Source organism: Winogradskyella sp. A3E31, assembly GCF_046720935.1.
Lineage (GTDB): Bacteria > Bacteroidota > Bacteroidia > Flavobacteriales > Flavobacteriaceae > Winogradskyella.
Map to the genome: position 1 here is coordinate 192802 of NZ_JBHNWH010000007.1, position 23095 is coordinate 215896.

The 23095-nt window shown below is 35.5% G+C and carries 26 protein-coding genes; 13 read left to right on the plus strand and 13 right to left on the minus strand.

Translation table 11 applies throughout. The features are described 5' to 3' along the window. The first annotated feature begins 15 nt into the window (after positions 1-15). From ACFEMA_RS10505 to ACFEMA_RS10545, 9 genes are all read left to right on the plus strand, one after another. Complete coding sequence (locus tag ACFEMA_RS10505; RefSeq protein WP_411768153.1) at positions 16-1002, plus strand: DUF6090 family protein; 987 nt, start codon at positions 16-18, stop codon at positions 1000-1002. After that, positions 995-1744, plus strand: coding sequence for a DUF6090 family protein (locus tag ACFEMA_RS10510; protein ID WP_411768154.1), 750 nt, complete (start codon positions 995-997; stop codon positions 1742-1744). Before ACFEMA_RS10505 ends, ACFEMA_RS10510 begins: the two co-directional genes overlap by 8 nt. Continuing rightward, positions 1737-2471, plus strand: a complete 735-nt coding sequence (locus tag ACFEMA_RS10515; protein ID WP_411768155.1) for a DUF6090 family protein — start codon at positions 1737-1739, stop codon at positions 2469-2471. Before ACFEMA_RS10510 ends, ACFEMA_RS10515 begins: the two co-directional genes overlap by 8 nt. 43 nt (positions 2472-2514) lie before the next feature. Next, entirely contained in the window at positions 2515-3234 is a 720-nt protein-coding gene (locus ACFEMA_RS10520; RefSeq protein ID WP_411768156.1) for a DUF6090 family protein, read from the plus strand. Between the two features lie 3 nt (positions 3235-3237). Further along, positions 3238-4653: an amidohydrolase family protein gene (locus ACFEMA_RS10525; RefSeq protein WP_411768157.1), complete on the plus strand. Its 1416-nt coding sequence runs from the start codon at positions 3238-3240 to the stop codon at positions 4651-4653. 38 nt (positions 4654-4691) lie between these two features. Beyond that, the gene (locus ACFEMA_RS10530; RefSeq protein WP_411768158.1) at positions 4692-5450 is read left to right on the plus strand and encodes a DUF6090 family protein; all 759 of its coding nucleotides are present in this window, start codon (positions 4692-4694) and stop codon (positions 5448-5450) included. Positions 5451-5494: 44 nt separating this feature from the next. Beyond that, positions 5495-6538, plus strand: a complete 1044-nt coding sequence (locus tag ACFEMA_RS10535; protein WP_411768159.1) for a M28 family peptidase — start codon at positions 5495-5497, stop codon at positions 6536-6538. Between the two features lie 113 nt (positions 6539-6651). Continuing rightward, positions 6652-6774, plus strand: coding sequence for a hypothetical protein (locus tag ACFEMA_RS10540; RefSeq protein WP_411768160.1), 123 nt, complete (start codon positions 6652-6654; stop codon positions 6772-6774). Between the two features lie 66 nt (positions 6775-6840). After that, positions 6841-7758: a TolB family protein gene (locus ACFEMA_RS10545; protein ID WP_411768161.1), complete on the plus strand. Its 918-nt coding sequence runs from the start codon at positions 6841-6843 to the stop codon at positions 7756-7758. Here the strand turns inward: ACFEMA_RS10545 and ACFEMA_RS10550 are convergent. Next, positions 7730-8113 carry a glyoxalase superfamily protein gene (locus ACFEMA_RS10550; protein ID WP_411768162.1) on the minus strand — a complete coding sequence of 128 codons (384 nt, stop codon included), beginning with the start codon at positions 8111-8113 and terminating at the stop codon, positions 7730-7732. The genes ACFEMA_RS10545 and ACFEMA_RS10550 overlap by 29 nt on opposite strands. 59 nt (positions 8114-8172) lie before the next feature. Here ACFEMA_RS10550 and ACFEMA_RS10555 point away from each other — a divergent pair, with 59 nt between their 5' ends. Then, entirely contained in the window at positions 8173-8982 is an 810-nt protein-coding gene (locus ACFEMA_RS10555) for a M23 family metallopeptidase (protein WP_411768163.1), read from the plus strand. Position 8983: 1 nt separating this feature from the next. Here the strand turns inward: ACFEMA_RS10555 and ACFEMA_RS10560 are convergent, their stop codons facing one another. The 10 genes from ACFEMA_RS10560 to ACFEMA_RS10605 all read right to left on the minus strand — a co-directional run bounded on the left by ACFEMA_RS10560 (position 8984) and on the right by ACFEMA_RS10605 (position 18995). Then, positions 8984-9550, minus strand: coding sequence for a hypothetical protein (locus ACFEMA_RS10560; protein WP_411768164.1), 567 nt, complete (start codon positions 9548-9550; stop codon positions 8984-8986). Between the two features lie 2 nt (positions 9551-9552). Then, on the minus strand, positions 9553-10965 hold the full coding sequence (locus ACFEMA_RS10565) for a M28 family peptidase (RefSeq protein ID WP_411768165.1): 1413 nt from the start codon (positions 10963-10965) through the stop codon (positions 9553-9555). Then, the gene (locus ACFEMA_RS10570) at positions 10958-11836 is read right to left on the minus strand and encodes a PPK2 family polyphosphate kinase (RefSeq protein ID WP_411768166.1); all 879 of its coding nucleotides are present in this window, start codon (positions 11834-11836) and stop codon (positions 10958-10960) included. Before ACFEMA_RS10570 ends, ACFEMA_RS10565 begins: the two co-directional genes overlap by 8 nt. Before the next feature lie 9 nt (positions 11837-11845). Further along, a complete protein-coding gene (locus tag ACFEMA_RS10575; protein ID WP_411768167.1) occupies positions 11846-13009 on the minus strand; it encodes a sigma-54-dependent transcriptional regulator in 1164 nt (387 codons plus the stop codon). A 1-nt stretch (position 13010) separates the two neighbouring features. Then, positions 13011-13904 (minus strand): DUF6268 family outer membrane beta-barrel protein, encoded by an 894-nt coding sequence (locus tag ACFEMA_RS10580; protein ID WP_411768168.1) that lies wholly within the window; start codon positions 13902-13904, stop codon positions 13011-13013. A gap of 3 nt (positions 13905-13907) precedes the next feature. After that, positions 13908-14813, minus strand: a complete 906-nt coding sequence (locus tag ACFEMA_RS10585) for a mechanosensitive ion channel family protein (protein WP_411768169.1) — start codon at positions 14811-14813, stop codon at positions 13908-13910. Further along, positions 14798-16111 (minus strand): ABC transporter permease, encoded by a 1314-nt coding sequence (locus ACFEMA_RS10590; protein WP_411768170.1) that lies wholly within the window; start codon positions 16109-16111, stop codon positions 14798-14800. The genes ACFEMA_RS10585 and ACFEMA_RS10590 overlap by 16 nt, the downstream gene beginning before the upstream one ends. 1 nt (position 16112) lies before the next feature. Then, entirely contained in the window at positions 16113-17039 is a 927-nt protein-coding gene (locus ACFEMA_RS10595; protein WP_411768171.1) for an ABC transporter ATP-binding protein, read from the minus strand. 218 nt (positions 17040-17257) lie between these two features. Continuing rightward, entirely contained in the window at positions 17258-18373 is a 1116-nt protein-coding gene (gene dnaJ, locus ACFEMA_RS10600) for a molecular chaperone DnaJ (protein WP_411768172.1), read from the minus strand. Between the two features lie 46 nt (positions 18374-18419). Beyond that, complete coding sequence (locus tag ACFEMA_RS10605) at positions 18420-18995, minus strand: nucleotide exchange factor GrpE (protein WP_411768173.1); 576 nt, start codon at positions 18993-18995, stop codon at positions 18420-18422. Between the two features lie 147 nt (positions 18996-19142). Between ACFEMA_RS10605 and ACFEMA_RS10610 the strand changes: the two genes are divergently transcribed. Beyond that, on the plus strand, positions 19143-19796 hold the full coding sequence (locus tag ACFEMA_RS10610; protein ID WP_411768174.1) for a YceI family protein: 654 nt from the start codon (positions 19143-19145) through the stop codon (positions 19794-19796). A 75-nt stretch (positions 19797-19871) separates the two neighbouring features. On the opposite strand, the gene ACFEMA_RS10615 is transcribed toward ACFEMA_RS10610, so the two are convergent. Then, positions 19872-20384: a fasciclin domain-containing protein gene (locus tag ACFEMA_RS10615; RefSeq protein WP_411768175.1), complete on the minus strand. Its 513-nt coding sequence runs from the start codon at positions 20382-20384 to the stop codon at positions 19872-19874. Positions 20385-20471: 87 nt separating this feature from the next. Between ACFEMA_RS10615 and ACFEMA_RS10620 the strand changes: the two genes are divergently transcribed. Beyond that, positions 20472-21068: an RNA polymerase sigma factor gene (locus ACFEMA_RS10620; RefSeq protein WP_411768176.1), complete on the plus strand. Its 597-nt coding sequence runs from the start codon at positions 20472-20474 to the stop codon at positions 21066-21068. A gap of 2 nt (positions 21069-21070) precedes the next feature. Then, positions 21071-21847 carry an anti-sigma factor gene (locus tag ACFEMA_RS10625; RefSeq protein WP_411768177.1) on the plus strand — a complete coding sequence of 259 codons (777 nt, stop codon included), beginning with the start codon at positions 21071-21073 and terminating at the stop codon, positions 21845-21847. Between the two features lie 80 nt (positions 21848-21927). Here ACFEMA_RS10625 and ACFEMA_RS10630 read toward each other — a convergent pair whose 3' ends face one another. Beyond that, entirely contained in the window at positions 21928-22962 is a 1035-nt protein-coding gene (locus ACFEMA_RS10630; RefSeq protein ID WP_411768178.1) for a hypothetical protein, read from the minus strand. Between the last annotated feature and the right edge of the window lie 133 nt (positions 22963-23095).

Genomic DNA, 23095 nt, shown 5'->3' on the forward strand with positions numbered 1-23095 from the left:
ATACGATTCAAATTAATGGAAAAAGGAAAAACCTCTCGCTATCTCAAATACGCCATAGGCGAAATCATCCTTGTGGTTATTGGAATTTTAATTGCCTTACAAATTAATAATTGGAATGAAGAGAAAGAAACCACCCGAAAAACCAATAAGCTGCTGGAGGATGTCTTACAAGATCTGGAATTTGATATTAAAGTCATTCAAGAAACATTAGAGTATTACAATGCTAAAGATTCCATAATTCATCTTGTCAATGAAAAAGGGCTTGACTATTATAAAGACAGTACTTCTATTTACCTTGGATATCAAGCTATACCTATGCAAATTAGGGTACTTGCGTTTAGAAAGCGTTCTTACGAACAATTAAAAAGTATGAGTGCTTTGATACCACAAAGCCACGAAAAAATCTTCGCTGAAATCGTTGATCTTTATGAACCAACTGACTTATATAAAAATAATTTTCAACCCATTTTAGACGAAGAATATGCCGAACTTCATAAAAAAGAATGGTTTAGTGAGGGCCTTACTGTAGACAATGGCCTAAATCCAAAACTATTAAACTATATGGAAAATGATGCTATAAGAAAAAACAGAATTGTAAGATACCACAATGCCATACACAATTCCTTAAATGTCATATTCAACTATTATGTACAGGGCCAAATAACGTATAAAAACATTGCTAAATTTTTAAATAAGGAGGAGATTCCTTCTTTTTTCTCTGTTTCTCAGTTAGAAGAAGAAGACGTTGAGCAGTTAGAAGGAACCTATTGTTGTATAAGAAATCAAGAATTAACCATAAAACCCATAGAAGGTGAATTAAAATTAATCGGTTTTAATTTTGACTTAAATCTCTACAAATATGGTGATAATGCTTATGTTGGGATTGGCGATGAATATACCAACAGAACCTTTAGTATTGATCCTTACACCCAAGAATTAAAATTCTTTGAATTTCAACAACAACTGTATCAATTAGAGAAGACGACAAATAGCGATGATTAAATTCTTTAGACATATCCGCCAGACCTTAATTATGGAAAACAAAACAAGCCGCTATTTTAAATATGCCGCAGGAGAAATCATTCTCGTGGTCATAGGCATACTCATTGCACTCCAGATCAATACTTGGAACCAAAACCGCTTAGACCGCATTGAACGCAAAAGAATCGTTAAAAACCTTAATTCCGAATTCAGCCAAAACAAAAGAGACCTTACTAAAATTGTTGATCGCTATCGTTTAGCAAAAAATTCTGGGATGAAAATGATGGAATTTGTTGGGGTAGAACAATCGAAAAATTATAAGCAAAAGGAAATTGATAGTTTAATGGATCAGATTTTTGCAACCATTGATTATTTGCCTTCAAACAATGCCATTCAAGAAGTCATTCAATCAGGAAAATTAAAAACTCTGGATAATTCAAAATTGCTCAATAAATTATCCGAATGGCAAAGTCTAATCTATATATGCAGCTCTAGGGAAGAAAAAATTGAAAGATGGATTTTTAATCAAATGCTACCTTATTTAAATAGACACATGTCATGGAGAGATGCCGGCGTTGTTAATGGTTATAACTGGTCTACAAAAGGAACAATCCCGGCAAACTATTCAACCTTTTTAACCGATCTGGAATTTGAAAATTTATTAGAAAACCACTTGTTTTTCCTTAATGAATGTTTAGTTCGTTATTCTGAAACTGTTTCTCTTGTCGATGAAATAATTATCTTAACCTCTCAATATGATTAAATTCTTTCGTCATATCCGCCGTTCATTAATACAAAAAAATCAAATGGGAAAGTATTTTAAATATGCCATTGGAGAAATACTACTCGTAGTTATTGGGATTCTCATTGCACTTCAAATTAATAATTGGAATGAAGATCGTAAAACAAGAATGGTTGAAGTTAAAATGCTTAAAAATATAAAAAACTCTTTGGTATCAGATATTAAGAACCAAATCAACCCAAATCTTGATCAACTAGAGTTAGATATGCGCAATATCGAAGATATAAAGAACTTTTTTGAAATAAGCGAGGTTCATCATGATTCAATGAACCTGAAATACAAAACCCTTATGTACAGTAAGAATCATGATTACGAGGTGACATCTTATAAAGCATTGGAAAATGAGGGTCTTCATATTATCCAAAATCCAGAATTAAAATCGCGCATTTTAAAATTGTATAACATGTCTTATCCAGAAATAGAATTCACTATCTCAAACTTTTCTAACAATCTTATGACCTTTTTTAGACCAAACATGCGAGAACTCTTCAACTTTTTGGATGATAATAGAATGAATGGCTATTCTCCGGTTGACTATGTACAATTAAAAAATAATAGAGATTTTAAGAATAATCTTATAGTTTGTACAGAAAATTGTCAAAATATTTACAATGCAACAACAGCTGCTAAAACAGAGGTAGAAGACTTAATAGAAATGATTGATATAGAATTGAAACACCGTGATTAAATTCTTCCGACATATCCGTCGTTCATTAATTCAAAAAAATCAAATGGGAAAGTACTTTAAATACGCCATTGGAGAAATACTGTTAGTAGTCATAGGAATTCTCATTGCCCTCCAAATCAACAATTGGAATAACCAACAGCAAGATCGAAAACGAGAAGCACAACTTCTTCAAAACCTAAAAGAAGAGTTTCAGCAAAATCTTGATGAGCTTAAAAGAGATCATGCCATTAATGTCTCGTGCTTACAAGCTTGTAAAACGCTTTTAAATTTCCCTAAAGATTCAACACCTAACCCCAATTATATAGATAGCCTCATGGGTAAAGTTTACAATTTTGCCACGTTCGATGCTCGACTTGGAGTTATAAATGATGTTACTTCGTCTGGAAAATTAGAATTATTACAGGACAACAACTTAAAATTTAAGCTTATCCAATGGACAGCAGAATTAGACGATTATGAAGAAGATGTGGTCATTAGGAGAGAATACTGGATTAACAATCTATCACCACTTGTCAATAGCTACCTCCCAATCAGGAATACAGACTTTACACAGGATAGACCAGACTACAAAAGAGACGATGTGGTCAATAAAATCTCAGCCCCAGAACAAAATTATTACGACTTTATGAATAATCTGAAGGTAGATGGATCTTTATTTGAATATTACATCAATCAATCATTTGTGACTACCAATGAGGAGTCTATAAAAGAATATTTAGAGGATATATTGCATTTATTAAATCAAAATATTAATGAGAATTAAGATATGAAACTAAAAATCACACTAATTACATTTTGCATCACAGCGCTTAGCTTTGCACAGAACTTTTCGGATCAAGTCAAACGCTTTATCACCGTTGAGGACAATCAATTTGCCATCACTAATGTCACTGTTATCGACGGCACCGGTGGTGAGATAAAAGAGAATCAAACAATCGTTGTTTCCGACGGTAAAATTCTTAGAACCGGTGATGCTGACAAAATACCAATGGCACTTGGTATTAAAACAATTGACGGAAAAGGCAAAACGGTAATACCAGGTTTAGTGATGCTCCATGAGCACATGTTCTATACCACTCCTTTTGAGAATTGGTTTTCTGTAAGCCAAATGACTTTTACCTTTCCACGCCTCTATCTTGCTGGTGGTGTAACGTCCATGAGAACTGGAGGCAGTATTCAACCACAATCAGACCTCAACGTTCAACAGTGGATTAATGAAGGGTTAATGACTGGTCCTAAAATGCACGTTACAGGTCCATTTATTGAACGTGAAGGTCCAAAAGTACCAGAGTTGGGCTTTATAGGCAATACAGATGAAGTCTCAAAAATCGTCAACTATTGGGCAGATAAAGGAGTGACATCGTTTAAGGTTTACAATAATATTACAAAGCAAGATTTATCTGTAGCTGTTAGTGAAGCACATAAACGTGGCTTAAAGGTTACGGGGCATTTATGCTCGTTAACCTATAAAGAAGCATCAGAAATCGGGATTGACAATTTAGAACACGGCTTTATGGCTTCGAGTGATTTTGCGTTGGACAAGGAAGAGAATCTCTGTGATCCATTTTCAGCAAGAACTGGTTTAGCAAACGAGCCCATTGATGGGGAAAACATCAACAAACTTATAGATTTACTCATCGCAAATGGTACCGCCATAACAACAACACCAAATGTTTTTGAACCTTATACGGATAGAGAGATTGTACCAGGAGGTGGTTTGGATGCTTTGTTACCTCAAATTCAAGAACGATTGACATCTCAGCACAAAAGAGCACAAGGTAGAGATTCCTCTAGCATAGCTTTATTTAATAAAAATTTAGCTTGGGTAAAACGTTTTTATGATAAAGGTGGGATTTTACTCGCTGGCACTGACCCTACAGGAGCAGGAAGAACAGTCGCTGGTTATGCCAATCAACGCACCGTTGAAATCCTAGTTGAAGCAGGTTTCCCTCTCGTTGATGCCATTAAAATTTGTACGATAGATGGTGCCAAGTTTCTTGAAATTTCAGAAGTTACTGGTACGGTCGAGGAAGGAAAACAGGCAGACTTATTGTTAATTGATGGAGATTTATCGCAGGATATTAAAAATATAAGAAAGCTCGAAACGGTCTTCAAAGATGGAGTCGGTTTTAACTCTAAACAACTCTTTGAATCTGTAAAAGGTAAAGTAGGCTTTAATTAATGATTAAATTTTTTAGACATATACGTCAATCTCTAATTATGGAAAATAAGTCATCACGCTACTTTAAATATGCCATTGGCGAAATCATCTTAGTCGTAGTTGGTATTTTATTAGCACTACAAATTAATAATTGGAATGAAGAGAGAAAGGCAAGTGCTTTAGAAAAAGAATTTCTTCAAAATATACAACAAGATCTCGATGCACAATTATTGGAAATCAACCTTCAAATTAAAGCAGAAAATGAATACTTAAAAGCGGCCAGCGAGCTATTGAATAATTATAGCCAAGAAAATAGTCTCGTTATAGATAGTCTTTTTTATAAACAATTATTTCACCTTACATCTCGTAGAACTTTTAAGATTTATGACCCAACATATACAGAATTATTATCTTCAGGGCAGATTGTATTAATAAAAAGTAGGAAATTAAAAAACAGTATCGTAGAATATTATCAGGAATTAACTCGGACAGAAAAAATTATTCAGAATAATAACATTTATTTGACAGATCAGAATTTCATCCCTGTGGCGCTAAAATTGGGGAACTATTACGAGTCTGATGAGCGACAATTAGATACTTCAGACATCGATCCTGAAATTTTAAATGCAACAACAATTTACAATGAAAGATTGGGCAATATATCGAAAGATCTTCTTAGTAATCCAAAACATGAATTGCAACTTATTAATGCGTTAAAGATGAGGCATGGGGCATCAGTTTCTTTACTGGTCAAATCAAAGGGTCTTAAAAAATCTACCGAACAATTAAAAAACCAACTCTCTAATTATAACTATTAATTTTTACCTTTAAAATCTTTTTACAAATCATTTAATCAATACTCATGAAATATAGCATTCTTACCCTTTTAGCCTTACTTAGTTTATCGTGTAAAACACAAGTTAAAGTTGCAGAACCAACAGACAAGGAATTAACTGAAAAGACAACCACAAAATCCGATATTGAAGGTCACATCTACTTCTTGGCGGATGATTTATTAAAAGGTCGAGAAACAGGGACTCCAGAAAATAAAATCGCCGCCGCATATTTAGCCAATACCTTAAGAAGCTACGGGGTAAAGCCAAATCCTGAATCTGGAGACTACTATCAAAGAATGACGTTAGAGGTTCCCGCTCGTGGAGAACGACCAGCACAAAGTTTCGATTCACAAAATGTTATAGGCGTTGTGGAAGGTACCGATCCAGAATTAAAAAATCAATACATTATTTATTCGGCGCATTACGACCATGTTGGAGTGCGTAAGATTCCGAATCAAACGGACTCTATCTTTAACGGAGCTAGAGATAATGCTGTGGGTACAACCACTGTTTTAGCCATGGCGAAAAACTTAGCACAATTCCCAACAAAGCGTTCTGCCCTATTCATTCTATTTACCGGTGAAGAAAAAGGCTTATTAGGCAGTCGTTATTATGTAGAGAATCCTGTGTTACCGTTAGAACAAATGGTCTATTGTTTTAATAGTGATAATGGTGGTTATAACGACACCTCAATAGCTACAATTGTTGGTTTAGAACGTACATCAGTTGGTCAGCACATTAAGGATGCATCAGCTGCTTTTGGGCTCGAAGCCATTGACGACCCGGCTGGTGAACAAGGCCTTTTTGACCGAAGCGATAATGTCAGCTTTGCTAAAAAAGGTATTCCTGCACCAACATTTTCTATGGGATTCAGGTCTTTTGATGGTGATGTCACTAAGTATTACCACCAACCAATTGACGAGGCCAATTCATTAGATTATGATTACCTGACTAAGTTTTTTAGAGCCTATGTGCTTTCAGGACGTAAAATTGGTAATGACCCTAAAACACCTGTTTGGACAGCAGGAGATAAATACGAGGCCGTATCGAAAGAATTATATAAGAACTAAAAAGATTGTTGAAGTAATTTATTTCTACAAACGTTAAATAAAAGTTATAGTAACCCGTTTACTGTAACTTTTTCTTTTCTTATACACCTATACAATACCTTAATTAATAGCAAATGACAGGAATAGACATAGTAATGGTTTTCGCCATTATCCTTTTTGCCCGTTTGGGAATTCGTTTAGTAACGCGCTACATAAGCATGAAGAAGGAGGAAAAGCATGAAAACGGTGAAAATTAACTTTCCTCTTAAGAGTTTGCAATTACTGGTCTAAAGCCATAAATTGACACCTTAATTATTTCACTTATGTCTCGGCATTCCATTTTGGTTTTGATTCTTTCCCTTTGTCTCAACACGCTATATACTCAAGAATTTGGTTATAACGATGTTCAGCTAACCAATACTAATGCCGATGATCGCTATGCCACTTACAACAAAGATGGAGAACTTATTTTGTTTGAATCCAATAGAGATGGTCGCTGGCAAATTTACACTATGGATATAAATGGCAATGGGCAGCGTCGAGTGATTAGTAGTGACGCCAATGACCGTAGACCTTCGTGGCATCCATACAAAAACATGATTTTATTTGAATCGGATCGTAGTGGTACCAATGAAATCTACACCTACGATTTAAATTCAGGAAGTTTAAAACAAATTCCGATTCCACTAGAAGGGAATAAACATTATCCGCAATTTAATTTAAATGGAGTTGAATTGGTTTTTTCTCATGAAGTATCTGACGAACAAATGGATATTTATCGTGTTCATAAAAAGGGAAAATTATTGCGAAAACTGGTCGATAATGGACATATAAATAGATATCCAAAAACGAGTCATCGTGGAGATTTTGTGCTTTACCATTCCAATAAAAATAACGATCAAGAAACAGATGTTGTCTATACGTTTAGCAACTTAAAGGATGAAAATTATAAAATAACATTCTTTAAGGACGATAGTAAATACGCCACTTGGCCTACACAAAGCAACCGAATTCTGGTTAGTACCATTATTGAAGAAGATTTAGACACTTACGAAATTTACACCATGCAGTCCGATGGCTCAAGAAAACGTCGTTTAACATTTAATGATAACAACGATACACTACCGCATTGGTCACCTAATGAAATCAATATCCTGGTTACACGAGAAATAAATGGACATGAGCAAATCGTAAAGATTTTGATGAAAGAGCCTATTGAGGAAGATCCCGATAAAAAATAAGCCCATTACCACTTGGGTCGTAAAAGCCAAACTCTCGCGTTCCCCAAGGTGTGTCTTTTAAAGATGTACGATCATGGAAGACATCTTTAGTTTTATACTCTTCAAACAATGCATCTACCTCATCAACATATACCCTAAACAAAAGTGCATCCAAACCTGCTTTAAATTCTTCTTCTGCATGCCATTGCATGTGTAATTCAATGCCATCACGGCGGACTCCTGCATAATTAGGATTATCACCCGGGTCTTTAAAGGCTAAAGTAAATCCTAGCTTATTGACATAATAATCCACCGAATCCAAAACGTGTTTTACAGGAAGTACTGGATGGACTTGTTTTAAATAGGGTTGTTTCATTTTATTAATATTTACAATAAATGTAACAATTTATCATATATTGAATCTATAAGACTAGTATGAAAACATTATATGTTATAATAATATTCTTAGGTAGTTTACATCTAAGTTTAGGTCAAAGTATTAAAAGTGATAAAAGGATATCTAATGACTCCGTTCATATTGATTTAATAAATCCTTTCTATGTTCCTATGGAACTCAGGCTTTCAGCGTTAGATTCAACAAAAGACTACACTGATATTGTTCCTTATTATTTATTAAAAGAAAAGGATACACTTAAAAATGCTATAGTTCTTCCCATAAAAAAGGTAAACGACACTAGTTCAATAAATATTAAAAAATACATCAACTTTAAGGCAAGCTTTGGTAACCCTAAGTCTAGTATTGATTATAATTATGAATATTCATTGCCTTATCCAAAAGGAAAAAAATATAAAATCATTCAATCATTTGGGGGTAAATTCTCTCACAATATGAAACATTCTAAATACGCCATTGATTTTGGAACACAAATTGGCGATACGATTACAGCTATTAGACCTGGTATTGTCTTTTTTGTTAAAGAAGATTCTAATGAGCACTGTAGAACTCGGCGTTGTGTCAATAAAGCCAATAAAATTATGATTTTGCATAACGATGGCTCTATTGCAAGTTATGTGCATTTAGACGTAAATGGAGTTTTGGTAAATGAAGGAGATGAGATATTAGAAGGGCAACCAATAGGCATTTCTGGGTTTACTGGATTTACAACTAAACCGCATCTTCACTTAGTGATTTATAAATCGGGTAGTGAATCTATCCCCTTTTACTTTAAAGGTCAAAAGCAACGAAAACTTAAACAGGGAAAATCTTATAAAAGAAATATCTGAATCAATTTCTAATTTTTCCTGTAAAGTGATTCACTTTAGGATTAATCGGATTTCCGGTCGTTCTTCTAAAAATAGCTAATTGACCACAGTGCCAAATGGCATCAGCAATAGGTCCATTAACTTGGTTCCAAAAGGGAATCTTGTTATCACCGAAGATGATATTATATTCTGAGATATCGTCACTTTCCCTTAGAATATCAGCGGCTGTTTTTAAGTTGTTCAATATACGCGCTCTCGATTCTTCAAAAGTGAGTTCTTCCTGATCTTGAGAATTCTGCTTTTTTAAAGTTGAGTTTACAATAATGTTCGACAAGCCCAAAATATGATCTATAGTTTCTCGTGTTGTACGACTACCGTCATTGGGTTTATAAGCCAAATCGCTTTCAGTTAAACCTTCTGTAGCCCAATAAAACCTGAAACCAAGCGCATCGACCATACGAGCTGCCATAGTCCCAGCTGTAAATTCTTCGGGATAATCTGGTACTTCATAATACGGCAACTCATTTTTCTCTTGAGAAAATGATAGTTGCGTCAATAAACAAACACAAAATATAAGCTTCACTTTCATTATTAATCTTTTAAAATTTCTGGCGTATCGATTGGATTGACTCCATATTTATCAAAAAGGTATACTAATGAGGTCATGGTGGCTGCACCCAACTCCAGTTCACGTTTATTGACGGCATCAAAGGTGTCGTTACTGGCATGATGGTAATCGAAATAACGTTGTGAGTCTGGTCTTAAGCCTGCCAAGACATTAGTATCTGTCTTTAAAGGGCCAACGTCAGCACCACTTCCACCCAATTCAAAATAATGGATGAGATAAGGTTTAAATAATGATTTCCAACCTAATACCTGATTAAAATTCCGTTCATTAGCAGCAAAAGAGAAACCTCTTGGTGTAAACCCACCTGCATCACTTTCTAAAGCAAAAATGTGGTTTTCATTATTGGCTTCAGCGAGTCTTGCATATTCAGTGGCACCTCGTAGACCGTTTTCTTCGTTCATAAATAAAACAACTCTAAGGCTTCGTTTTGGGGTTAGTCCACTTTCCTTCATTAATCGCAACACGTCCATGGATTGCACAACTCCTGCTCCATCATCGTGAGAACCATCACCTAAGTCCCAAGAATCTAAATGCCCGCCAACAATAATGTATTCATTAGGGAATTCACTCCCCGTAATTTGGCCAATGACATTGTAAGACTGCACATCATCCATTTGCTGGCACGATTGCTTCAAATAAAAATTGAGGTTATCATTAGCTTTTAATGCTTGGCTCAATGCTTCCGCATCATTAGTTGAAATGGCCGATGAAGGAATGCGCTGCTCAACGGGTAAGTCACCATAGGACATGCTACCAGTGTGCGGAAAGTCATCTTGTCTTAAGTTCATGCTTCTCACAACAACTCCAACAGCTCCATATTTTGCAGCCTCCATAGCACCAGCATAGCGCTGATCTACACAACCTCCATAAGCTTCAAACGTTTGGATTAAATCTGCTTGCATCGGTCTATTATAAAACACGATTTTTCCTTTTATGGCTTCCTCACCCAATGCTTTTAAGTCTTCAAAATTATGAACCTCTACAACTTGAGCAACCAACCCTTCTTCGGCTGTCGCCACAGAGCCACCAAGGGCACAGACATTGACTTCCGTTTTTCCTTTAGCAGTCTCAAAATACGCTTCCTCTTTATCTCCCCTAACCCATTTTGGCACCATAACCGGTTGTAACCATACACTATCCAAGTCTAATTTTTCGAGCTCTGATTTGGTATATTCAACAGCTTTTTGCGCATTTTCTGACCCTGATAAACGTCCGCCAATGTCATTTGATAAATGATCTAACCATTGGTAACTGTGCCCATTGGTTAAGGATTGTGTGTAAATGGTTCTAATAATGTCCTTATCTTCTTGAGTATTTCCAGAGCTACAAAAAGCAACTAGTGCTACAAGAGATAAAGTGATTTTTAGGCTATTCATTTTCAAGTTGTTGTTTGTATTGATCAATATTAGCTTTTTCATCATCTGGCAATTCTGGTTCTTTGATATCGTCATACGTTTTTAATGTATCGTATAGAATTTTAGCTACGATATAACGTGCTGTCGGCTTATCATCCGCAGGAATATTGTACCACGGCGCATGAAACTTAGAGGTTTTATTAATTGCATCTTCATAACAGGCTTGGTACTCATCCCAAAGCTTTCGTTCTTTGAGATCGTCTGAAGAGAATTTCCAGTTTTTTTCTGGCTTATTTAAACGTCTTAGCAAACGATTTTTTTGTTCATCCTTCGACAGGTTAAGGAAAAACTTGAAAATGATGGTCCCGTTATCAGAAACATGCTTTTCAAAATTGTTGATTTCATTAAATCTCCGTTCCCAAAAAGCTTCATCTACATCTTCTACACTGTTGATATCTGGCATATTCTCGTACATCAGATAGTTGGGATGTACTCGTGTGACCAATACATTTTCATAATGTGTTCTATTGAAAATCGCAAATTTTCCTCTTGCCGGTAATGCAATGTAGTGCCTCCACAAATAATCGTGCTTTAGCTCTAAATCCGTTGGCTTTTTAAAACTGTGCGACACTATTCCTCGCACATTGAACTCCTTAAACACTTCACGGATAAGGCTATCCTTACCAGCAGTATCCATACCCTGAATGCACATAAGTACAGCATATTTACCATGTGCATACATGGCATTTTGAATATCCGCTAACTTTTTACTGAGCTTATTGAGTTCTTTTTCAATCTTTTTTTTCTCCTCATCAAGATTATAGGTAGTACTTAAACTTTTAAGTTCAATGTGTTCCGTGATTTTAAACTCGTCTATGTGTGGTTCTTTCATAAATCAATATTATTTTGAAGCAAAGGACTTTACATCATCCTCGCTAACTTCTTTTCCGCCTAAAATAATAAGACGTTCAATAACATTTCGAAGTTCTCTTATATTACCTGTCCAATCGTAGTTTTGTAATAATTTAACTGCCTTATCAGAGAAGTCTTTATTTGCTGTTCCCTGTTCTTCAGAAATTTTCTTCGCGAAATAATCTATCAACAAAGGAATATCCTCACGCCTATCGTTGAGTGAAGGGACTTCAATTAATATCACCGCTAATCTGTGGTATAAGTCCTCACGAAACTTTCCGTTCTCGATTTCCTTTTTTAAATTCTTATTAGTCGCTGCAATGACTCGGACATTAACTTTAATATCTTTATCGCTACCGACCCGTTGAATACGACTTTCTTGCAGTGCACGTAGCACTTTTGCCTGTGCAGATAAGCTCATATCGCCTACTTCATCTAAAAATATTGTTCCGCTATTAGCAGCTTCAAACTTACCAGCCCTATCTTTTGCAGCAGACGTAAAAGCCCCCTTAACATGCCCGAACAATTCACTCTCTATCAATTCACTTGGTATAGCCGCGCAATTGACTTCGATCATCGGGCCTTTGCTCCGTTCACTCTTTTGGTGCAACCAATGTGCTACCAATTCCTTACCGGTTCCATTTGGTCCTGTGATTAAAACTCTTGCATCTGTAGGAGCAACTTTATCGATCATATCTTTAATGCGCTCAATGCCATCACTTTCACCAATCATTTGGTAATTTTTTGAGACCTTCTTTTTGAGTCTTGTGTTTTCTACCACTAATTCTTTTCTGTCTAGAGCAATTCTAACGGTATTTAACAGTCGATTAAGGTCTGGTGGTTTAGAGATATAATCAAAAGCTCCTAGTCTCATGGTGTTAACAGCCGTATCTAAATCTCCGTGACCAGAAATCATGACGATAGGAATTTCAGGTTTAATTTTCTTAACTGCTTCAAGAACTTCTACTCCATCCATCTTCGGCATCTTGATATCGCATAATATCAAGTCAAAATCGTCTTTTTTTATTTTTTCAATTCCAGATAATCCATCTTCTGCTTCCTCAACGCTGTAGGTGTCACTTTCTTCAGATAATATTTTAACCAACACACGTCGGATAGCGGCTTCATCTTCAATAATCAGTATTTTCTGCATATTATATTTTAAATTTTAATCCTGTTCTTAAATACAAGGTGTTAACGTCATCTAAGGTAATAACTTCATCTCTATTTTCATTTCTAAGCACGTTATTCAGCCTAAAGGTATAGCCAAAATAACTGTATGCAAAAAGATGTTTTGTGAATTCATACTCATAACCTAGTCCACCAACAAGTACAGACAATGAAATGTTGTCAACACTTTTACCATTGATTATTGACGGTTTTTGGATATGTGCATAGTACCCGTCCAAAGAAAGGAAAGCTTGTATATTTTGATTTTCAGTAAAACTATGCTTAAGATTAGACTTTGGCACTCCCAATGTAAATGACCAATTTTCCCTAAAGTTTCTGAAGTAACTGACAAATGGCAATGGAAAAGGAATACCGGTAGTTGCATTATATGTTAAGCCCAAGATGATACGATAAGGTCTCTTAATATCTGTAGCATCTAATCTGTCTTTAATAAAGAAGACTCCCCCATTTAAGAACATGTCATTGATTGAAAAATCTTCCGTAAGCGTAGAGGCAACCCTAGGGTTAATTTTTGCACCAACTCGCCAATGCTCACTCATCTTAAAGGTATAACCTACACTAAAATCAATGATATGTAATGTCTCTAAGGGTGTGGTTTCAAAATTATACTTGTCATCCAAATCTAAAATGACGTGGTTATATTCGCCACCGAGAACGAGATAGGCATCTTCTTTTATCTCAATCGGATAATTAAGCAATGCTCTTAGTCTTGTGTATCGATCTTCCGATTTTCGTTTAGGAATAAATGAATATTCGATACGTGCCAAATCAGTAATTTGAGCTTCAATCTCTACAGAAAAGCATACCATTAGGCAAACTACTGCTAATTTAAAGGTCTTTTTTTTGCAGTAGCTCATGGATTATTTCTTTGGGTCAATAATATGAATGTCGCGTTGTGGGAATGGAATAGTGACGTTGTTTTCCCTAAATAGTTTATCAATTTCAAAGCGAACATCACTTTTAGGAAATGTTGCTTTAAAACTGTCATTTAATGTAAATACCAATTTAAAATTTAACGAACTATCTCCAAAATTGGTAAAAACTACTGTTGGTTCTGGTTCTGAAATTACGGCCTCATGGGTACTTGCAGCCTGCAACAATAAACGCTTTACCAATTGCACATCGCTACCATAGGCCACACCAACCTCAACACTCTCTCGGGTTAAGGTGCCATTTTGTGTCCAGTTATGAAGAATATTTGTTAGGTATAAATGATTAGGAATTACTAAAACTTTATTATCAATGGTTACTGCTCGAGTTGTTCTTAATTTTATCTCCTCGACACGCCCCACTTTGCCATCAATCTCAATAATATCGCCAACATGCAACGACTGATCAATTAAAATAAAAACACCAGAGATTATATCCTGAAACAAGGTCTGGAGTGCCAAACCAATACCTATTAAAAGTGCAGCAGAAGCAGCAAATACCGCAGTGACATTGACACCAACCGAATGAAGTGTAATTAATAGTATTACAACATATATCAACCACCTAAAGTAACCGAAAACCACTCTAAACTTTACTTTATCGTCACGAGGTAATTTCCTTGTAAGCACCCTAAAAAGAATTCTTAATACTATGGTAGTTATAAAAATTGCTGTGGTAACAATAAGCAAATCCATTACGGAAATACTAATGCCTTCATTAAAATCTAAATGCATGTGCAAAAAGTCCCTTGCTTTTTCCCAAAGTGAGCTTTCAGTAATCTTTTCCCCGATGTCTGTTAAATCTTGAAACAGCATTAAGACTAATATTTTAACCATTTAAACAATTCTTTATATGTTGGTTTTTTGCCATACATTAATATACCTACTCTATAAATTTTAGAAGCGAACCATACCGTAAACGAAAAGGTGCCGATAAGGATGATTAAAGATAATAATTGTTGCCAAATCGGAACACCAAACGGAATACGCATTAACATAACTACGGGTGATGTGAGAGGTATAAAAGAAAATACAGTTGAAACAGTGCCGTGGGGATCCTCAATCACCGTAAAAATCCCGACATAAACTGCCAATATTAAAGGCATTAAAATGGGCAACATAAACTGTTGGGTATCCGTTTCATTGTCAACTGCTGCGCCAATGGCAGCATATAGTGAACTATACAAAAGGTAACCGCCAACAAAGAAAAACAGAAAGGCAATCACTAGATTGGTCATCGGTAAACTAGCGATACTCGACAAAATATTTTCAGCCATTTCTTGAGCGCTACCATTAGACATTGCTTCATTAACCAATTCTTGTTGTGGCGTATTCATTGCTGTGACATCGATGCCAAATATAGCTGAGACTACAACTAAGAGTATTCCCCCTAAAATAACCCAAATGACAAATTGCGATATTCCCGCTAGTGAGGTTCCAATGATTTTTCCCATCATCAGTTGCACCGGTTTTACCGAGGAGATAATGACTTCGATGATTCGGCTTGTCTTTTCTTCAATGACGCTACGCATAATCATATTGCCATAAATAATGATAAACATAAACAGTAAATACCCTGCTGCTCCGCCAAATGCCAATTTTAAAATGTTATCGATTTTAGAACTTTTTTTACCATCAAAACTTTCTTGCCCAATATCCACAGAAGTCCTTGCTTCCTCTATCATTGCAATGTCTAAACCACTTTCTAAAAGTTGAAGTTCATTCAACTTGCGTTCTAATTTATTTTCAAGACTCGAAATGACACTTATTGAAGGGGATTCTTCGGAATAAAACTTGATATTTTCTGAAATTGATTCAAAATCCGAAGTTTTAGGAATATACAGAAGCCCGTAATTTTCTTCTTTTTTAACATCAGTTATTGCTTCTTGCAGGGTCATATTGCTTAACCGCTTATAGGTTGTATTCTCTGTATTTTCGAAAATGCTAGACAAGATTCCTGAATCATCAAGAACGGAAATTGTTCTTTTTTTATCGTTATTTAATTGCGATAGGTAAGACACAACAGCTATAAGCGCAATAAAAATTAGCGGACTCACAAATGTCATTACAATAAATGACCGATTACGCACCTTTGTTAAATACTCGCGTTTTATGATTAATGGCAGATGGTTCATCTTAGTTGTTTTGCACTGTTTTAATAAAAATATCATTTGCAGACGGCACAACCTCAACAAAATGATGCACTTCTGCTTTGGTTGTTAAAAAAGACAGCAATTGATTAGGAGAGGTTTCAGGTTCAATTTTTACATTAATTTTTATATCATCATTTAGGGTTTTGAACGTTGCTGGCAGTACTTCAAATTTGTCTTTTATTTCTGAAATAACACGATCCTTTTCTGATGTTTGTAATCCAATCTCAAACGTATTTGATTTATACTGGCGTTGAATGTCTATTAATTTTCCATCCAATATTTTATTCGATTTGTGTAGTAATGCTATATGGTCGCACAATTCCTCTACAGATTCCATACGATGAGTAGAAAAAATCACCGTTGCTCCTTCATCTCGAAGTTGTAAGATTTCCTCTTTAATAATATTAGCATTTATCGGGTCGAAACCTGAAAAAGGTTCATCAAAAATCAGCAGCTTTGGCCTGTGTAGCACAGTAACTATAAACTGTATTTTTTGCGCTTGCCCTTTACTGAGTTCCTGTATTTTTTTGTTCCACCAATCGCCAATATCCAATTTATCGAACCAGTATTTTAATCGGCTTTTAGCCTCACTTTTCGACAGCCCTTTAAGTTGTGCTAAGTACAAAGCCTGTTCCCCAACTTTCATGGATTTATACAAACCTCGTTCCTCGGGCAAATAACCAATATCTCTAATATGATGCTGTTTTAGGGCGTGACCGTCCAAAAACACCTCGCCAGAATCTGGCATTGTAATTTGATTAATGATACGGATTAAAGTGGTTTTGCCAGCTCCATTTGGGCCCAAAAGACCAAATATGCTTCCGTGAGGAACAGAAATGGAAACATTATTTAAAGCTTTAAAATTTCCAAAATGCTTGGAAACGGAATTGGCCACTAATAGGTCACTCATGAAAGGTTTTTTGCTAATTTATCAATGGATAAAGATATTAATTCCTATACCAAAATAGGTATATAATTAAAGATTCTGCGTGTTTTGACCAAAAAAACAAAACCCACCCTTATAGTAAAATAAGGATGGGAAAAAATTGCTATGAAAAAGAAAAATTATCACTAATAAGCATTAGTGATGCTTCAAATATACTCTTTTTTATGAAAAACAAGGGAAAATCAAGAAAACATATCCTTCACTTTTTCAAAAAATGATTTGTCTCCTTTTTCCGGTTTAGGCTCAAAGTGCTCGTCACCACGCATGTTTTCAAAAAATTCTTTTTGACTTTTGTCTAAAGTTTTTGGTGTCCAAACATTTACATGTACTAAAAGGTCTCCTTTACCATATCCGTTGATACTTGGAATTCCCTTTCCTCGTAAACGCAAAATCTTACCTGATTGCACACCTGGCTCTATCTTAATTCTCACTTTTCCTGTTACTGTATCAATTTCCATAGAAGATCCCAAAACGGCATCAGGTAAACTAACATACAAATCGTAGTGTAAGTTATCACCTTCGCGCTTTAACGTTGGGTGGTCTTTTTCTTGAATAGCAACCAATAAATCACCAGAAATACCATTACCAGGCGCTTCATTACCTTTTCCGGTTACCTTTAGTTGCATCCCATCCACAACACCAGCTGGAATTTTTACTGAGACTGTTTCTTCCTTCGCTACTAAGCCTTGTGCATCAGCACCGGCAGGTTTTTTATCTATGGACTGACCAGTACCATTACATGTAGGACAAGGTGCAGAAGTTTGCATTCTCCCTAAGATGGTATTTTGGACTCTGGTAACCTGACCAGCACCATTACAAGTACTACACGTTTTATAGGTGACACCATCAGCCTGGACCTTTCGTTTTACCTTAATCTTTTTCTCAACACCATTGGCAACTTCTTCTAGAGTTAGACTTACACGTATTCTCAGATTACTCCCCTTAACAACACGCTGTCTTCCACCTCCACCGAAGCCACTAAATCCGCCTCCACCAAAAGCTCCACCAAAGATATCACCAAATTGGCTAAAGATGTCATCCATATTCATGCCTCCACCACCAAAGCCACCTGCTCCTTCAAAAGCTTGGTGTCCAAACTGATCGTAACGTGCTTTTTTGTCGGCATTACTCAAAACTTCATAAGCCTCAGCTGCTTTCTTGAATTTATCTTCAGCTTCTTTATCATCAGGATTTTTATCTGGATGGTATTTCAAGGCCATTTTTCTATACGCCTTTTTTATCTCAGCATCCGATGCATTTTTGCTAATTCCTAATATGTCGTAATAGTCTTCTTTCATTCATTGCGTTTTGGTCATTTCCTTTTTTAAGAAAATGCATTAAAATTTATTGGCCAATCACCACTTTTGGAAAACGAATCACTCTATCTCCCAACTTATACCCTTTTTCGATTACATCTATAATTTTACCCTTAAGATCGTCGCTAGGTGCAGGTATTTGAGTCACTGCCTCATGGTCGTCCGCATTAAAGGCATCACCTTGTTTTACGTCAATCTTAGATAAGCCTTTTTGTTCTAAGGTGGACATTAATTTTTGATAAATCAACAACACACCCTTTCGTAATTCCTCTGCCTCTTTGTCTTCTTCTATATGGGTCAAAGCACGCTCAAAATCATCTAGTATGGGCAACATGGCCAGCATCACGTCCTGACTCGCTGTCTTAAACAATTCTATACGCTCGCGAGTGGTACGTTTTTTATAATTCTCAAACTCGGCGAAAAGGCGCATAAACTTTTCCTTTTCTTTAACCAACTCTTCCTGCAACTTTTCTTCTACAGTCAATTCTTCCTGTTGGCTTTCTTTTTCTGAAGTTTTTTTTGTTTCAGGTTCCTTTACTGTTTCAGTCGCAGTGTCTTCGACCTGATTTGATTTTTTATCTTCTTTTATATCTTTTTTGCTCATTTTAAGCGTCTGTTTTAAATCTTTGATTTAGATGGCAAAAGTACTGCCATTATTATTAAAATGTCAAAATGTCATTAACAAATATTTACAATTTACCTAGGCGAATTTTGTTTAATTTTGATATTTAATCACTAAACAAAAAATAAAATGAAAAAATTTGTATTAAATACCTTTGTTATTGCATCACTGATTTTTACATCTAGCTGTAAGGACAAAGCCAATGAAGCAGAAACTAAAGAGGCTGAAGACGCAGCAATGGCTGAAGCATCAGCTGTTGCCTACAACGTCGTCCCTACCGAATCTACTATTATGTGGAAAGGTTTTAAACCAACAGGCACACATAATGGTGTCATTTCTGTGTCAAACGGATCAATGAATGTATCTGAGGATAAAATTGAAAGCGGAGTTTTTGAAATAGACATGTCATCAATAACTGTTAAAGATATCCCTGTTGAAGAAGAGTCCCATGCAAAGTTAACTGGACACCTAAAAAGTGATGACTTTTTTGCTATTGAAACGTACCCAACTTCAAAATTTGTAGTGACCGGTATGGAAATGAAAGATGGAAAAGCGATGCTATCTGGTAATTTGACCTTAAAGGATGCTACAAATAATATAACCATTCCGGTAAGTATGTCATCCGAAGGGGATATGATGACGTTAACAAGTGACACTTTTACTATAGACCGCTCTAAGTGGAATGTAAAATATGGTTCTAAATCTTTCTTTGATAATTTGGGAGATTCCTTTATCAATGATGATATTGAACTACAGATTAGTGTGAAGGCTAAAAAAGAATAGCTTACTAGATATTACAACTAAAAAAAAGCACTCAATTTTTGAGTGCTTTTCTTTTTCATAACAGTTCTTCCCAAATTATTTAGGCATCACTACAGTATCAATTACGTGAATTACACCGTTACTAGCTTTTACGTCAGTTGCGACTATTTCACTATAATTGCCATTCTGGTCTTTCAACCAGATCTTTCCGTCCTTAGACATCACAGTCAATGTAGCTCCGTTCAATGCTTTTACATCTACCTTTCCGTTTCCTTTTTTCAAAGCAGCAACCACATCACTAGCCATTAATTTCGATGGAATAACATGATAGGTTAAGATATTTGTTAACATCTTTTTATTCTTTGGCTCTAGTAAAGAATTAAGAGTTGCTTTGTCAATTTTTCCGAATGCTGCATTAGTTGGCGCAAAGACTGTAAATGGTCCATCACCCTGTAAGGCAGAAACTAAATCCGCAGCTTTCAATGCAGCTACTAGTGTTGAAAAATCATCATTGCCTACAGCAACATCTACAATAGTTTTTTGTGCGGTAGCTGCAGTACTAAAGGTTAATGCGACTACAGTTGTGAAAATAAATACTAACTTTTTCATTTTAAATTTTTTTATTGGTTAAACTAATTTTTGCGTTTACTTTACTTTTGAAACGCTTTCATTTATATTTACACAGCCTTTGGCATTATGGATGAAGCACATCTGTATTTTGGCAAATCTTTAACATTGATGCACGACGATTCTCTTCTTATACAACAGCTAAAAACAAAAAATGAAAGAGCATTGTCGAGCTTATATGACAAATATTCTGAAGCGTTATATTTTGTGATTCTTAAAATGACAAAAGACGAAACTGCTGCACAAGATCTCTTGATGAAGACTTTTATGACTATTTGGGAAAAATCACACCAATACGATTCAGATAAAGGGCGCTTTTACACTTGGGCCTATAGAATAGCCAGAAATAAAACGCTAAATTTTCTAAGAAAATCAGACCCCTTCATCCAAACCGATGATTTTAGTGTATATGAAAGTACAGAAGATAACATTACTAAAAATGACGATTCTCTAGCTTTGAGAGGAGCAATTCTAAAGTTAGAGAAACATCACCAAAAAGCGTTAGAACTTATTTATTTTAAGGGTTTAACACACAGAGAAGCCTATAAAGAAATGGATGTACCACTTGGTACTTTTAAATCTTATGTTAGACAAGCGCTTAGGGAATTGAAAACAATCTATTCAAAAACAATGGTTTTTGTTTTAACGTTTGGAAAAGGCTTATGAAGATGGAAAAGAAAAAAATAATAGAAGAAGGTTGGTTAGAACAGTATGCTATAGGAACATTGACTGCTAATGATAAAGTTTTACTTGATAGGATGCTTCAAGAAGATACTGAATTACGTCATCAACTTGACGAGATAGAGCTTAATCTTGAGAAAATTAGCTTAGAGAATACGATTGAAGTTCCTCAATATGTAAAGTCAGGTCTTTTTAAGAATATAAAAAAAGAAACCGGAATCACCTCAGAGATTTCTGTAAATCAAAACTCTCGTATGCCAATAATGATTGCTGCAAGTATCGCTGCAATTTTAATGTTTGGCTGTTTTTATCTCTATTCTGAAATGAATGGCATTAAAGAAGATTTACAAATTGTTAGACAAGAAAATTCTAAATTGAAACAGGATTTAAATACGACAAAAGAAGTTCTTACAGAAACAAACAATTGGTTCGGATTGATTACCGATAAAAATACAGAACGCTATACACTCAGAGGAAATGCATTGGCACCAGATGCTAAATTGACGAGTTACGTTAATCACGAAACAAAATCCGTAGCACTCCATACTCATAACCTCCCCGAATTAGATGAGGAACATGATTACCAAATGTGGGCAGATGTCGATGGAGAAATGATTAATATGGGCGTGATACCTAAGAATGCCAATTTAATGGCCATGACGTATATTGATAATGCAGAGTCGCTTAATATTACGATTGAACCAGCTGGCGGAAACACCCATCCGACAGTAGAACGTTTAATTTCCAATGTGTACTTAAATTAAAAAACCCCTTGCAAAAATGCAAGGGGTTTCTCTCTCAAAAAATAGTTCTTACAAATGTAAAAACATCGATTAATAGCCTCTTAAAAATCGGTAGTGACTGCACTTGCACCCATAAATTCGGTTGAGTAGATTGGTGCACAATTACAATTATCTTGTGGTATTTCAAAAATTAAAAATTTGTTCTGCGCTCTTTCAGCCACATAAATGGCATTCTTAGCAGCATTAACTACAACATCAACTGGATTACCTAATTCGGTAGAAGCACCTTCAATTCTAATTTGGTCATCCAAAGAAATGGTTCCACCATCTCCTGCAGCGTTGTATGTATTTATAAAGTCCGTAATAATTACTAAAGCTCCATCATCTGCTGACCCAGCAGAACCAATATCTGTCAATACCATGATATCTGAATTAGCATCATAGTTTAGTCCGTGTGTTCTAACCAAACCTTCTATACTAACACTCATTGTTGAAGCAAGTGCTCCACTTTTTGCTCTAAAGAAATCTTTAAAATATGCCAATTTATTATCTGCATCTTCTATAGCCCAAAGGTCTTTACCTGTAACTTGGATCCCCCATACTTCGAAATCAACATCATAAGAACGGAAATCACTAATATTCTCATCATTAACATGGTAACTACTAAATTTTCCTGGAGACACGTCATCAACCACTACAACTTTATTGTTATATAATGTCGCTTCTCTACCATTAGAAAAAGTAGATGGTCCCATGGCACTTGGTGAAATCATATCACCGTCCATTGCTCCTGAAATTTCTGAAAACGCAACAAGCTTACTATCTGATCTATTAACTTGGTAGAGGGCATCTCTGTTGGCATCATAAACAACACCGTCAGCATCAGCATAAGGGACGTTTAATGTTGACATCGAAGGCATGGTATTACCATCGGCCACATCGTAGACTCCTATTTGTCCTGAATTGTTAGAAGACACGTAAACTTTAGAGCCATTGAGATTTGTAGCAGGCTGTCTTGAAGCTTTACTATCAACTTCAGTAAAAGAGTTTTGGGGAGTGTAATCGGTAGACTCAGTATCGCAACTGGTCAATGAAAGTGCAAATGCCGCACAAACAATAAGCAATGAATTTTTCATTTGTTTTTAGTTTTAAATGATTAATACTTGTTTTCTGTTTGGGGCAGTCTCTCTACTTACGTAATTATTAAAGGGTCGGTTTTAAAAAAAGTGAATTATTTTTAAAACCAGTGATTTTCTAATGTCTTGGTAG